This is a genomic window from Microbispora sp. GKU 823 (assembly GCF_002027145.1).
GTDB lineage: Bacteria > Actinomycetota > Actinomycetes > Streptosporangiales > Streptosporangiaceae > Microbispora > Microbispora siamensis.
Genome location: NZ_MWJN01000089.1, coordinates 1 through 12,600 on the forward strand (window position 1 = coordinate 1; position 12,600 = coordinate 12,600).

11 protein-coding genes and 3 pseudogenes are annotated in these 12,600 nt (G+C 72.2%); 10 read left to right on the top strand and 4 right to left on the bottom strand.

From position 1 onward, the window contains the following. Window positions 1–720 (bottom strand): annotated as a pseudogene (locus tag B1L11_RS33525) (hypothetical protein); the annotation flags it as partial. 207 nt (window positions 721–927) lie between these two features. Between B1L11_RS33525 and B1L11_RS33530 the strand changes: the two are divergent. Further along, the gene (locus B1L11_RS33530; protein WP_079319360.1) at window positions 928–1,326 is read left to right on the top strand and encodes a cold-shock protein; all 399 of its coding nucleotides are present in this window, start codon (window positions 928–930) and stop codon (window positions 1,324–1,326) included. A 76-nt stretch (window positions 1,327–1,402) separates the two neighbouring features. On the opposite strand, the gene B1L11_RS52575 is transcribed toward B1L11_RS33530, so the two are convergent. Continuing rightward, window positions 1,403–1,993 carry an MFS transporter gene (locus tag B1L11_RS52575; RefSeq protein WP_256863113.1) on the bottom strand — a complete coding sequence of 197 codons (591 nt, stop codon included), beginning with the start codon at window positions 1,991–1,993 and terminating at the stop codon, window positions 1,403–1,405. A gap of 149 nt (window positions 1,994–2,142) precedes the next feature. On the opposite strand from B1L11_RS52575, the gene B1L11_RS52580 reads away from it, so the two are divergent. The 3 genes from B1L11_RS52580 (at window position 2,143) to B1L11_RS33545 (ending at window position 6,516) form a co-directional block, all read left to right on the top strand. After that, complete coding sequence (locus B1L11_RS52580) at window positions 2,143–2,268, top strand: hypothetical protein (protein WP_256863114.1); 126 nt, start codon at window positions 2,143–2,145, stop codon at window positions 2,266–2,268. 502 nt (window positions 2,269–2,770) lie between these two features. Then, complete coding sequence (locus B1L11_RS33540; protein ID WP_079319361.1) at window positions 2,771–3,568, top strand: DUF3027 domain-containing protein; 798 nt, start codon at window positions 2,771–2,773, stop codon at window positions 3,566–3,568. A gap of 2 nt (window positions 3,569–3,570) precedes the next feature. Continuing rightward, window positions 3,571–6,516 carry a sacsin N-terminal ATP-binding-like domain-containing protein gene (locus B1L11_RS33545; protein WP_079319362.1) on the top strand — a complete coding sequence of 982 codons (2,946 nt, stop codon included), beginning with the start codon at window positions 3,571–3,573 and terminating at the stop codon, window positions 6,514–6,516. Between the two features lie 17 nt (window positions 6,517–6,533). On the opposite strand, the gene B1L11_RS33550 is transcribed toward B1L11_RS33545, so the two are convergent. Next, complete coding sequence (locus B1L11_RS33550; protein ID WP_204050657.1) at window positions 6,534–6,794, bottom strand: DUF2530 domain-containing protein; 261 nt, start codon at window positions 6,792–6,794, stop codon at window positions 6,534–6,536. 94 nt (window positions 6,795–6,888) lie between these two features. Between B1L11_RS33550 and B1L11_RS33555 the strand changes: the two are divergent. The 3 genes and pseudogenes from B1L11_RS33555 (at window position 6,889) to B1L11_RS33565 (ending at window position 9,386) form a co-directional block, all read left to right on the top strand. Beyond that, window positions 6,889–8,393: pseudogene (locus B1L11_RS33555) on the top strand (NCS2 family permease). 74 nt (window positions 8,394–8,467) lie between these two features. Further along, complete coding sequence (locus B1L11_RS33560) at window positions 8,468–8,944, top strand: helix-turn-helix transcriptional regulator (protein ID WP_256863115.1); 477 nt, start codon at window positions 8,468–8,470, stop codon at window positions 8,942–8,944. Between the two features lie 16 nt (window positions 8,945–8,960). Then, a complete protein-coding gene (locus B1L11_RS33565; protein WP_079319364.1) occupies window positions 8,961–9,386 on the top strand; it encodes a VOC family protein in 426 nt (141 codons plus the stop codon). Between the two features lie 63 nt (window positions 9,387–9,449). On the opposite strand, the pseudogene B1L11_RS55435 reads toward B1L11_RS33565, so the two are convergent. Continuing rightward, window positions 9,450–10,134, bottom strand: a pseudogene (locus tag B1L11_RS55435) (alpha/beta fold hydrolase). A gap of 205 nt (window positions 10,135–10,339) precedes the next feature. On the opposite strand from B1L11_RS55435, the gene B1L11_RS33575 reads away from it, so the two are divergent. Genes B1L11_RS33575 through thpR form a run of 3 tightly spaced genes read left to right on the top strand, consistent with a single transcriptional unit; the run spans window position 10,340 to window position 12,574 of the window. Further along, window positions 10,340–10,783, top strand: a complete 444-nt coding sequence (locus tag B1L11_RS33575) for a MarR family winged helix-turn-helix transcriptional regulator (protein WP_079319365.1) — start codon at window positions 10,340–10,342, stop codon at window positions 10,781–10,783. Between the two features lie 5 nt (window positions 10,784–10,788). Beyond that, entirely contained in the window at window positions 10,789–12,042 is a 1,254-nt protein-coding gene (locus B1L11_RS33580; RefSeq protein ID WP_079319366.1) for an MFS transporter, read from the top strand. After that, window positions 12,005–12,574 (top strand): RNA 2',3'-cyclic phosphodiesterase, encoded by a 570-nt coding sequence (gene thpR, locus B1L11_RS33585; RefSeq protein WP_079319367.1) that lies wholly within the window; start codon window positions 12,005–12,007, stop codon window positions 12,572–12,574. The genes B1L11_RS33580 and thpR overlap by 38 nt, the downstream gene beginning before the upstream one ends. Window positions 12,575–12,600 lie beyond the last annotated feature (26 nt).

Here is a 12,600-nt window from a genome sequence, read left to right on the forward strand (position 1 = left end):
GTTGCTCGATGGGGCGACTGGGGCGTTCGCGGCGTCCACCTCCCGGCGCGCGTTCGGCAGCCGTCCGCTGGCCGGGCCCCACACGAGTTCGTCGAGGGCCGCCCTCGCCTGCGGGGACACCTCGCCGACGAGTCGGGCGACCGTCGCGGTGTCGGCCAGCAGCGCCGCGAGCCGCTCCCTGGCCGGCCGTCCGCCGTCCGGCCGTTCACCGTCCGTCCGGCCGCCGCCCTCGTACGCCGGGTCGATGTCGCGCAGGAGCACGTCGAGCCGTTCCGGCGGATGGTGGCGGAACACCTCGGCGGCCGGCGGCCCCAGGGCGGCCGGGGGTTCGAGCGCCTCGGCCACGCCCGGCGCGGGCAGCAGCGCGTCCTCGGTCCCGTAGACCAGGGCGCGCGTGGTCAGCAGGTCGAGCGCGGCGTCGAGGGCGGGCCCGACCGCCCGGCCGCCCCGATCAGCGGGAACGGCGCGGCGGAGCAGGGACCGCAACGTCTCACGATCGGCGGGGCCGGGCCGCAGGGCCAGCGTCTCCAGCACGGCGAGCGAGAACCGGTCGAGCCGGTCGAGCGCCCGGCCGATGGCCGAGGGGCTGCAGGCCCGGGCGGCCAGACCGTCGATGTGCGCGGGGACGGGCGTCACGAGTTCGGGCCGCGCCGCCACGAGCGCCCGCAGTCGCTCGTCGGAACGGCCGCGAAGCCACTCGCTGAAGTCCGTGCCCGTCATTCTCTCCATGGTAGGGCGGAGAGGTTATCCGGCCGCCGGAGCGCCCGTACGGCAGGGGTTTCGCGCGTTCGCGCGGCGCCGCGGCGGAAGATCCACACGAATCTGGTCATGGGACGCTTCAATCGCCTCCGGGTGGGTCCACGGGGCCTGTCTGTGGGCATAACCTACATCCATCACCTTCACGACAGTCTGAACGAGGTCACCCCTGTGCCGAGTGGCAAGGTCAAGTGGTACGACGCCGACAAGGGTTTCGGCTTCCTCACCCGCGACGACGGCGGTGAGGTCTTCGTGCATTCCTCCGCCCTGCCCAAGGGGGTCGAGGCGCTCAAGCCAGGGCAGAAGGTCGAGTTCGGTGTCGCCGAGAGCCGCCGCGGTCAGCAGGCGCTCTCGGTGCGGGTGATCGACCAGCCCCCGACGCTGGCCAAGGCCGTCAAGGGCAAGGCGAAGCGCAAGAAGCCCGACGAGATGGTCGTGATCGTCGAGGATCTGATCAAGCTGCTCGACGACATCTCGAACTCCTACCAGCGGGGCAAGCACCCGGACGCCGCGCACGCCAAGAAGATCGCGACCGTGCTGCGCGCCGTGGCCGACGACCTCGACGCCTGATCGCGCGTCCCCGCCCGCCCGCTCGGACAGGCCCGGGCGGGCGCGGGTGCCGTGTGGTGAGGCGGGCCTCGGAAGTTCAGGTGACCGCGGCGGCGCGGGCGGCGAGCCTGCGGCGGCGGAGCATGACGAGGCGGCCGAAAGAGAGCGCGAGGGCGGCGGACATCACGCCGAGCCCGGCCGGACCGGCCACGAACAGCGACATCACCAGGCCCAGCAGGCCGCCGAGCACCCAGGCGATCTGGAGCAGCGTCTCAGCGACCCCGAACGCCGAGGAGCGCACCTCCTCGCCGATCTCGCGCTGCACGATGGCGTCGAACGCGAGCTTGCCGAGGCCCTGGGCGAACGCGCCCACGAGGGCCACGGCGGCGGCGGTCCAGACGGTGAAGAAGAACGCGGCGGCGACGGTGGCGACCGTGGCCAGCGCGAGCGTGGCCATGACGGTCAGGTGCGGCGATCGGGAGCGGGACCAGGAGCCGGCGGCGGCCCCGGCCAGGCCGCCCGCGCCCGCGGCGGCGGCCAGCAGCGCCAGCGCGACCTTCGGGTCCACGCCGCGCAGGTGGCCGTCCTGCACGAGGAACAGCAGGAAGAACACGAGGAAGCCCGACTGGACCCGGATCGCGGCGTTGGCGCCCATCGCCTCGCCCACCACCGGGCCCAGGTTGAGCACGGTGCGCCATCGGGGGGCGCGGCTCGGCGTCCTCCAGGTCGGGCGCGTCCACGTGCCGCGGCAGCCGTACGGCGAACACCCCGGACAGCAGGAACAGCGGCACGGCGCAGCGCAGCACCCAGTCGGCTCCGGCGGCGGCCGACAGGCCGGTGGCCACGCCGGCGCCGACGCCCGCCGACACCAGCGCGAACAACGCGACCCTGGCGTTGGCCGTCACCAGCGGGATGTCGGCGGGCAGCACGCTCGGCATGATCGCCGCCCGGGACACGTTGTAGGCCTTCGACAGGACCAGCACGGCGAGCGCCGAAGGGAACAGCGTGACGGCGTCGGAGGTGTGGACGGCGCCGGCCATCCCCCAGCACAGCAGGCCCCGCGCGAGCAGGGTGCCGGCCATGATGTAGCGGCGGCCCGAGCGGAGCCGGTCGAGCACCGGCCCGACGAAGGGCGCCACCACCGCGAACGGCAGCATGGTGATCAGCAGGTAGGCCGCGACCTGGCCGCGGGCCTGGCCGACGGGGAGCCCGAACAGCAGCGCCCCGGCGAGGGCCACGGTGACCAGCGCGTCCCCGGCCGAATGCGCCGCCGTCAACTCGATGAGGCGGCCGAGGCCGGTGCGCCCCGCTCCCTGGGCGTGCGTGAGCCGGCGCGTCGCCCGCGCCGGTGCTCTCACAACACGCGTAACTTTCGCCCAAATCTTCACCATAGGCACCGAGGGTCCTTCCACGATTTGCCCATCGAGCCGGTGCGGTCCGCTCGCGGCGTGGGTGAAAATGGAGTGTGAGTCGTACCCGAATCCGTAGCACTCCAGTCGACCAGGCCTGTGCGGCGGCGGTCGACCTCGCCCGCCGGGCCGCGGAGGAGATCGCGCGCCCCGGGGAGGTGGGAGAGCACCTGGGCTTCGACAACGAGGGCGACCGGGTCGTCACCCATTACTTCGAGTGCCTCGACCGCGCCTACCGCGGCTGGCGCTGGGCGGTCACCGTCACCCGCGCTTCCCGCGCCCGTATCGTCACCGTGAGCGAGACCGTGCTGCTGCCCGGCTCGGGCGCGCTGCTCGCTCCTGCCTGGGTGCCGTGGAACGAGCGGCTGCGCCCGGGTGATCTCGGCGTGGGCGACCTGCTGCCTGCCGAGGCCGACGACGACCGGCTCGTGCCCGGGTTCGCCTCCGCCGAGGAGGACATCGACAAGCAGGCGATCTTCGAGCTGGGCCTGGGACGCGCCCGCGTCCTGTCGGCGCTCGGCCGCGACCTCGCCGCGCGGCGCTGGCGGGCCGGCGAGGCAGGACCGCACACCCCGATCGCGCACGCCGCCCCGGCGCAGTGCTCCACCTGCGGCTTCTACTGGCCGCTCGCCGGAGCGCTGGGCCTCGGCTTCGGCGTCTGCACCAACGAGTACGCGCCGGACGACGGCCGCGTGGTGTCCGCCGACCACGGTTGCGGGGCGCACTCCGAGGCGACCACCGTGCCCTCGATGGTCATGGACCCGGCGCCCCCGATCCTGGACGACATGGGATACGACATCATCGAGTCGGGCTCCGTGGACGAGGCCGGCTCCGAACCCCTGGGTCACGCCTGATCATGTTTGACACCGCGCGCCTGCGTGACACCGTTCTCGCGGCCTGGACGGCCTCGCCTGCCCGCTTCCGCGAGGACGCCAACGCCGAGGAGGACTTCGCCCTCGGCGGCTACCGCGACCGGCTGGTCGTGGAGCTCGCCCAGAACGCCGCCGACGCCGCACTGCGGGCCGGCGTACCGGGACGCCTGCGGCTGACGCTCGCCGACGGCGTGCTGCTGGCCGCCAACGTCGGCGCGCCGCTCGACCAGACCGGCGTCGAGGGTCTGTCCACCCTCCGCGTTTCGGGCAAGAAGGACGAGGCGGGTGCGGCCGGCCGGTTCGGCGTCGGCTTCGCCGCCGTGGTTTCGGTCACCGACGCGCCCTCGATCGCTCCACGAGCGACTGGAGGAGTGCGCTGGTCCCGGGAGGAGACCGCCGCGCTGGTCGCCGCCCGGCCGGAGCTCGCCGCCGAGCTGGAGGGCCGCGAGGGACACGTCCCGCTGCTGCGGCTGCCGTTCTCCGACGACTCGCTCGAGGTCCCCGAGGGATTCGACACGCTCGTCCGGCTCCCGCTGCGCGACCAGTCCGCCGAGCAGGCCGTACGGCGGATGCTCGAGGAGGCGGGGCCCGCGCTGCCGCTGTCGATGCCGGCGCTGGAGACCGTCGAGATCGAGGTGGACGGGCGGACCCGCACGATCTCGGCCGAGGGCTGGCACGTGGTCGCCGAGTCCGGCACCTTCACTCCCGAGCAGGTGGCCGAGCTGTTCGCCGACCGGCCGACCGAGGAGCGGGCCCGGCCCTACTGGGAGGTCCGCTGGGCCGTCCCCGGCGACCGCCGCGGCGACGTCCGCGGGGTTGTGCACAGGGTGGTGCACGCGCCGACGCCGAGCGACGAGCCGCTCGACCTGCCCGCCCTGCTGATCGCGTCGTTCCCGATGACCACCGACCGGCGGCACGTCGCCCCCGGGCCGCTCACCGACTTCCTGGTCGCCAGGGCCGCCGAGGCGTACGTACGGCTGCTGGGGGAGCTCCCGGCGACCCCGGACCTGCTCGACCTCGTGCCCGGCCTGATGGGCAAGGGTGCGCTCGACGCGGCGATCAGGCGGGAGATCGTCAGGGCGCTGCCGGACACGCCGCTGCTGCCGACGATCTCCGAAGGCGTCGTTCCTGGCAACCAGGCGCGGGCGGTCGAGGGGTCGGCCGAGTTCCTGGCGAAGATCGCGGGCATCGTCCCCGGGCTGCTGCCGGCGGGCTGGGCCTCCCGGCACCCGGCCCTGACCACGCTCGGCGTACGCCGGGTCGACCTGGCCGACGTCGTGGACATGCTGTCCGGCGAGGCGGTGGAGGACAAGGACCCGGCGTGGTGGCGGTCGCTCTACGAGGTGCTGCCCGCCGACGACCTGGAGGCGGTCGGCGCGATCGCGGTGCCGCTGGCCGACGGCCGCCTCGTGCGCGGCCCGCGCGGCACGCTCGTGCTGTCGCAGGAGTCAGGCACCTTCGATCCTGCCTCGCTGGCGCCGCTCGGGCTGCGGATCGTCCACCCGGACGCCGCCCACCCGCTGCTGCTGCGGCTGGGCGCGGCCGAGGCGACCCCGCGTACGGTGCTGGAGGACCCGCTCACCCACGCGGCCGTGTCGGAGTCGCTGAACAGCGCCGACCCCGAGCCGGTGGCCCAGGCCGTGCTGGCCCTGGTCGACGCGGCGGGCCTGACCGCGGGGGAGGCCCCGTGGCTGGCCGACCTGGCGCTGCGCGGCGCCGACGGCGAGCTTTACGCGGCGGGTGAGCTGCTGCTGGCCGAGGGCTCGCTGGCCGGTCTGATCGACCCCGAGGTGCCGTTCGGCGTCGCCGCCCCCGACCTGGTGGAGAAGTTCGGCCCGCACGTGCTGGCCGCGGCCGGGGTGCTCGACGGCTTCGCCGTGGTCAACGACTCCGACGTGCTGCTCGACCCCGCCGAGTGCGACCACGACCTCGACCTCGAGGACGAGTGGCTGGAAGCCGTGCTCGACCTGCTGCCCGACCTCGACGTGCCGCCGGTGGTCCGGGAGTTCACGGCCGTACGCGACCTGGAGTACGTCGCGGACTGGCCGAACGCGCTCGCGCTGCTGTCGCGGCCCCCGCTGCGCGCCGCCCTTCGGCCCATGCGGGTGCTCGCGGCGGGGGAGACCGTCGAGGTGCCGTCGTACACGGCCTGGTGGCTGTCGCGGCACCCGGTGCTCGGCGGGCGCAGGCCGACGGAGCTGCGGCTCCCGACGGGCGACCCGCTGCTGTTCGGCCTGTACGGCGAGGCGCCTGCGGGGATCGACGAGGACGCGCTGAAAATGATCGGCGTCCGGTCCACCCTCGCCGACCTGCTCGACTCGCACGGCGGTCCGGAGGAGCTGCTCGACCTGCTGGCCGACTCGTCGCTCGAGGTCGACCGGGCCCAGCTGCGGTCCCTGTGGATCGCGCTGGCGGCCGTCGATCCCGCCCGGGTGAGCCCGCCCGAGGCCGTACGGGCCGTGCTGAAGGGCACGGTCACGGTCGCGGACGTCGGGGACGGCCCGGTCGTGGTGGAGGCGCCCGACCTGCTCGCCCTGGTCGAGGACAGGCCGCTCGTGCTCGCGCCGTTCGACCTCGCCGAGGCGCTGTCTGAGGTGCTCGACCTGCCGCTCGCCGGTGAGGTGGTCACCGGGGCGGTCACCTCGGCCGGGACCGAAAGGCCCGTGCCGCCCGAGGTGCGCTCGCTGCTGCCCGGCGCCCCCGCGACGTACGTCGAGCACGACGAGTTGCTGGTGGACGGCAGGCCGGTGCCGTGGCGGTTCTTCGAGGGCGCGGTGCACGCGACCGGCGTCGACGGCCTGGCCAGGGGCCTCGCCTGGGCGGCCGGCCAGTGGGGCGACCGCCTTGCCGTGGCCGCGCTCCTGCGCGATCCCGCCCGTGTCCCCCTGCTGCTCGCCGAGGCCGACCTCGACCCCACGGCGTCACTCTGAGCTCGGCCGCTTCGAATTCAGGGGCGGCGGGGTTCTGACTCGCCGACGTCGGCGGCGGGGACGGAGTCGCGCAGCCGGGCGTCGCGGCGGCGGATGTACAGGACCCCGAACAGGCCGAGGCCGATCCCCGCGACGCAGACCCAGACCGGCCGCGGGTCGGCCGGTCTGACCACCAGCAGCACGACGGCCAGGGCGATCACCCACAGGGCCGTCCCGACCAGGATCGTGAGGGTGTCCCTCGTCCTGAGAGGCATGGGGTCCGGCCGGCGCTCGCTCACGCCAGCCAGCTTAGAAGGTCGCGGCAGTGAGCCGGTATCTTCATGACAAACCGGTCACGAAAGGACAACGCTGCTCCCCTGGCTCTTTCCGCGGATGGTAAGGGCCTGCGACTCTGCGCGCGTGAATGCGAACCCCATGAACACCCCTAATTTCCTCGATCGATACTTCTCCATCTCAGCCCGTGGATCCTCCGTCGGACAGGAGGTCCGCGGCGGCTTCGCCACCTTCTTCACGATGGCCTACATCGTGGTGCTCAACCCGCTCATCATCGGCACGTCGCCGACAAGACGGGCCAGTTCCTCGGCGACGGGAAGAACCCCAACATCGCGCTGGTCGCCGCCGCCACCGCGTTCGCCGCCGGCATCCTCACGATCATCATGGGCGTCTTCGGCCGGGTGCCGTTCGCCCTGGCCACCGGCCTCGGACTGAACGCCTTCCTCGCCTTCGGCATCGCCAGCCAGATGTCGTGGGAGGACGCGATGGGCCTGGTGGTGCTGGAGGGCATCGTCATCGCGATCCTCGTGGTGACGGGCTTCCGGGTGGCGGTGTTCCACGCGATCCCGGCACAGCTCAAGACCGCGATCAGCGTCGGCATCGGCCTGTTCATCGCGCTGATCGGGTTCGTGGACGCCGGGTTCGTCCGGCGCATGCCGGACGCGAGCGGCACGACGGTCCCGGTCAAGCTCGGCGCGCTGGGCAACGGCTCGCTGACCGGGTGGCCCACGCTCGTCTTCGTCGTCGGCCTGCTCGTGACGGCCTTCCTCGTCGCCCGCAGGGTCAAGGGCGCCATCCTGCTCGGGATCGTCGGCACCACCGTGCTCGCCATGATCGTCGAGGCGATCGGCAAGATCGGGGCGCAGACCCCCGACGGGAGCAACCCCAACGGGTGGTCGCTCAACGTGCCCGCGTGGCCGAAGAACTTCATCGAGCTGCCCGACCTGTCGCTGCTCGGCCAGTTCAGCCTGTTCGGCAGTTTCGCCAAGATCGGCGGCCTGGCGGCCGTGATGTTCGTCTTCACCCTCATGCTCGCCGACTTCTTCGACACCATGGGCACGATCGTCGGCGTGGGCCGCCAGGCGAACCTGGTGCAGGAGGACGGGACCGTCGAGCGCACCAAGGAGATCCTGCTCGTCGACTCGCTCGCGGCGGCGGCCGGCGGCGCGGCCAGCGTCTCGTCCAACACCACCTACATCGAGTCGGCGGCCGGCGTCGGCGAGGGCGCGCGTACCGGTCTGGCGAGCATCGTCACCGGCGTGCTGTTCCTGCTGGCCATGTTCTTCGCCCCGCTGACGGAGATCGTGCCGTTCGAGGCGGCGACCCCGGCCCTCGTGGTCGTCGGCTTCCTGATGATGACCCAGGTCAAGGAGATCGACTTCAGCGACTTCGAGACCGCGATCCCCGCGTTCCTGACCATCGTGCTCATGCCGTTCACGTACTCGATCACCGCCGGGATCGGCGCGGGCTTCGTGAGCTACATCGCCATCAAGGTGTTCCGCGGCAGGGCGCGCGACCTCCACCCGCTGATGTGGCTGGTGGGCGCGCTGTTCGTCGTGTATTTCGCGCTGGAGCCCATCAAGAGCCTGCTCGGCCTGGGCTGACCCGCGCTCTCTTGGAGGCCGCCGCGGCGACACGCCGTGGCGGCCTCCTCGTTTTTCCAGGTTAGGGTCGTGATGTGGCATTGAGGGGACGGCGGACGGTGCCCGTGGAGTTGCTGCCGCGGCTGCGCCTGGCCAGGGACCGCATGGACCGCGACTACCAGAGCGAGCTCGATCTCGACGGGCTCGCGGCCGTCGCCGGGGTCTCCAAGTTCTACTTCGTCCGCTGCTTCGAGGCGGCGTACGGCGAGACGCCGATGCGCTACCTCACCCGGCGACGGCTGGAGCGCGCCCAGGACCTGCTGCGGTTCGCCAACCTGACCGTGACCGAGATCTGCATGGCCGTCGGGTTCAGCAGCCTGGGCTCGTTCTCGGCCAAGTTCCGCCGGATGGTGGGGGAGAGCCCGAGCGAGTACCGCGACCGGTGGGCGGCGCGCGGCGGCCCCCGCGTCCCCGGCTGCTACCTGTTCATGAACGGAGTGCTCGCCCTGGGCGGCGCGCCGAAGCGGGACGACGATTGTGCAATTTTGGAGAAGCCCAGGTCAGAGGGGTAGAAGTAGCTTCTTCCGCATGATTGAGAACGTTTCCCTGATCACGCTCTACTGCAAGGATCAGGACGAGGCCCGCGACTTCTACGTGGACGTCCTCGGCTTCGTCCCCAACACCGACGTCCAGATGGACGGGTTCCGCTGGGTCACCATCAACCACCCGAACCAACCGGAACTCGAGATCACGCTCATGAAGCCGGGGCCGCCGCTCGACGACGAGGGCGCCGACTTCTACCGCAGGCAACTCGACAAGGGCCAGGCGGGCGGCCTGGGCCTGCGCGTGGACGACTGCCGCAAGACCTGCCAGGAGCTCACGGCCAAGGGCGTGACGATCCTTCAGGAGCCCTCGGATCGCCCGTACGGGGTGGAGGCGGTCATCCGCGACAACCAGGGCAACTGGCTCGTCCTGGTCGAGCCGAAGGAGTTCACGCCGGAGGACTTCGCCTGACGCGATGTGCGTACGGGAGGCCCGGTCCCCACCGTGGGGACCGGGCTCCCGTACGCAGAGGGGTCAGAGGTAGGACACCAGCCTGTCGGCGAGCTCGGCGGGACGGCTGAGGGCGACCAGGTGACCGCCGGGCATCTCGTCCACCTCGATGCCGAGCCGTTCGCGGACCACCCGGCGCTGGAACTCCAGCGGGAACAGGCGGTCGTCGCGGCCCTGGAGGAAGCGCGTCGGCACGTCCGGCCACCTGTCCAGTGGCCACGGGCGCGTGAACGGCGTGCCGGACTGGACGGTCTCCCCGTCGGCCAGGATCTTCCGGGTCACCTCCGGTGGCACGTCGTGGAAGAAGTGGATCAGCGGGTCGACGCCGTCGCTCGCGGGCGCCCTCGCGTGCGGCCTGCTTCGCCATCGCCTCCGCCTGCCCCGTGGCGCCCCACCACTCTCCGGCCGTCTCCCCCGGGCGCGGAGTCATGGCGTTCAGCAGCACCACCATGGTGACCGGCATCCGCAGGCACACCAGCGGCGCGGTGTAGCCGCCCATCGACTGGGCGATCAGGACCGGCCGGGGAGTGTCCCCGACGGCCTTCACCACCGCGTCGGCGTACTCCTCGAACCCCGCGGAGTCGTCCGCGGCCGGCAGTTCCACGGGTATGGCCTCGTGACCCCGGCCGCGCAACTCCGGGACGAGCCGGTGCCAGTAGGAGGCGTCGCCGCCCGCCCCGGGGATGAGCACGAACGTCGCCATGGTCATCGCCCCCGTTTTGTCGAATACATGATCCCAATTTAGGTGGTCGTACGCCGTCGCCCACGCTTCCTCTCCTGCTTTCCGCGCTCCGTGCCGGCGTCCCGATCGTCATCGGCCACGCGCCGGTACGGTGTGTCGCGATCAGCCTGCAGAGCCGGACGATTTGGAGGAATGCGGACATGCGCCATATAGTTAGCAAAGGTAATGAGTCATGCTAACGAACGCCCAGAACTTGCGCAGCGACGCCGCTCTCGCGTCCGCCTTGCGCGTGTCCCTCGCCCGGCTGACGCGACGGATGCGCAAGCAGGCCGCGCACCACTCACTGACGCCCACTCAGCTCGCGACGCTCGTCGCCGTCGAGCGCCACACCGCGATGACCCCCGGCGAGCTCGCGGAGCACGAGAAGGTGCAGCCGCCCTCGATGACCCGCGTGATCGCCAAGCTGGAGGCCCGAGGGCTGCTGGAGCGCCAACCTCATCCGACCGACCGTCGTCAGGTGACGGTGAGCGTGACGCCGCAGGGAGCGGCGCTGCTCAAGGAGGAGCGCCGAACCAAGGAAGCCTGGCTGGCGCAGCGGCTCAAGGACCTGACGCCGGAGGAGAGGGCGACGCTGCGAGCGGCGGCGCCGATCCTGGAGAAGCTGTCCACGATGTAGGCGGCATGTTCCGCTCGCTGCGGAACTACAACTACCGCCTGTTCGCCTCCGGTGGCGTGATCTCCAACGTCGGCACGTGGATGCAGCGCACCGCCCAGGACTGGCTGGTCCTCGACCTCGCGCACGGCCGCGGCTCGGCGCTCGGGGTCACCGTGGCGCTGCAGTTCCTGCCGACGATGCTGTTCGGGATGTTCGGCGGGGTGATCGCCGACCGCTACCCCAAGCGGCGGATCCTCATGGTGGCCCAGACGCTCATGGGGCTGCTGGCGCTCACCATGGGCGTGCTGGTCCTCACGGGGACGGCCCAGGTCTGGCACGTGTACGCCATGGCGTTCACGCTCGGCCTGGTGTCCTGTGTCGAGGTGCCGACGCGGCAGTCGTTCGTGGTCGAGATGGTGGGCAGGCGGGACCTGCCGAACGCCATCGCGCTGAACAGCTCGACCTTCAACCTCGCCCGGGTCGTCGGCCCGGCGGTGGCCGGTCTGCTGATCTCGTGGATGGGCACCGGCCCGATCTTCGTGCTGAACGCCGCGTCGTTCGCCGCCGTGATCACCGGGCTCGCGCTCATGCGGGTGTCCGAGCTGCGCTCGCCCGAGCCCGTGCCGCGGGGCAAGGGCCAGTTGCGGGAGGGGCTGCGCTACGTCGGCGAGCGGCCCGACCTGCTGCTGCCGCTGCTGCTCGTGGCGTTCATGGCGATCTTCGCCCAGAGCTTCTCGACCAGCATCGCGCTGATGGCCAAGCAGGCGTTCGGCGCGGGCGCGTCCTCCTTCGGCGTGGCGTCCAGCGCGTTCGCCGTCGGGGCGTTCGGCGGGGCGCTGCTGGCCGCGCGCCGGGTCAAGCCGAGCCGCAGGTTCCTGATCGCCGGAGCGCTGTGCTTCGGGCTGTTCCAGGTCGCCGCCGGGCTCGCGCCCGCGTACGCCGCGTTCCTGCTGATGCTCGTCCCCGCGGGCATGGCGATGATCACGGTCAACACGACCGCGAACACGATGGTGCAGCTCGGCGCCTCGCCCGAGATGCGCGGCCGGGTCATGGGGATCTACGTGCTGGTCTTCACCGGCGGAGCGCCGATCGGGGCGCCGCTGGTGGGCTGGCTCGCCGAACTGGCCGGTCCCCGGGTCTCGGTCGTGGCCGCCGGCGTGCTGAGCATGTGCGGCGTCTGCCTGGCGGTGCTGGTGACCCGGATGGTCGCGGCACGCGTGGCGCGCAGGGAAGAATCGGCACGTGAGCAGATTGTTCGTGGCGCTGCTGCCGCCGCCTGAGGCGCTGGCGGAGATCGCCACGGCGGTCGATCCCGTACGCGCCGAGTGGTCGGAGCTGCGCTGGGTCGATCCGGCGCTGTGGCACGTGACCGTGGCCTTCCTCGGCGAGGTGCCCGACGAGGTCCTGCCCGAGCTGCGCGTACGGCTGGCCCGCGCGGCCGCACGATACTCCCCCGAGACGGTGTCGTTCGGCGGCGCCGGGGCCTTCCCCTCCGCCTCACGGGGACGCATCTTCTGGGTCGGCCTGGACGCCGGGCCGGCGCTGACGAGGCTCGCCGGGTCGGTGGCGGCCGGCGCCCGGCGGGCCGGGGCGGTGGAGACGGACCGCAAGCGGTTCCATCCCCACCTCACCCTGGCCCGCTCCAGGACCCGGTCACGCCACGGCGACGACCTGCGCCCCCTGGTCGGCGCCCTGAGCGCCTTCGGCGGGCGGCGCTGGGAGGTGTCGTCGGTGCACCTCGTACGCAGCCACACCGGGGCGAGCGTGCGCTACGAGCAGGTCGAGGCTTACCCATTGGCAGTCCGCGACTAGGCTCCATGACGTGGATCGTCCTCGTC

Bases quoted from the DNA above. Each gene is read 5' to 3' on its own strand.
- B1L11_RS33545 (WP_079319362.1), top strand. From the start codon at position 3,571: ATGTTTGACACCGCGCGCCTGCGTGACACCGTTCTCGCGGCCTGGACG.
- B1L11_RS33565 (WP_079319364.1), top strand. From the start codon at position 8,961: ATGATTGAGAACGTTTCCCTGATCACGCTCTACTGCAAGGATCAGGAC.
- B1L11_RS33575 (WP_079319365.1), top strand. From the start codon at position 10,340: ATGCTAACGAACGCCCAGAACTTGCGCAGCGACGCCGCTCTCGCGTCC.
- B1L11_RS33580 (WP_079319366.1), top strand. From the start codon at position 10,789: ATGTTCCGCTCGCTGCGGAACTACAACTACCGCCTGTTCGCCTCCGGT.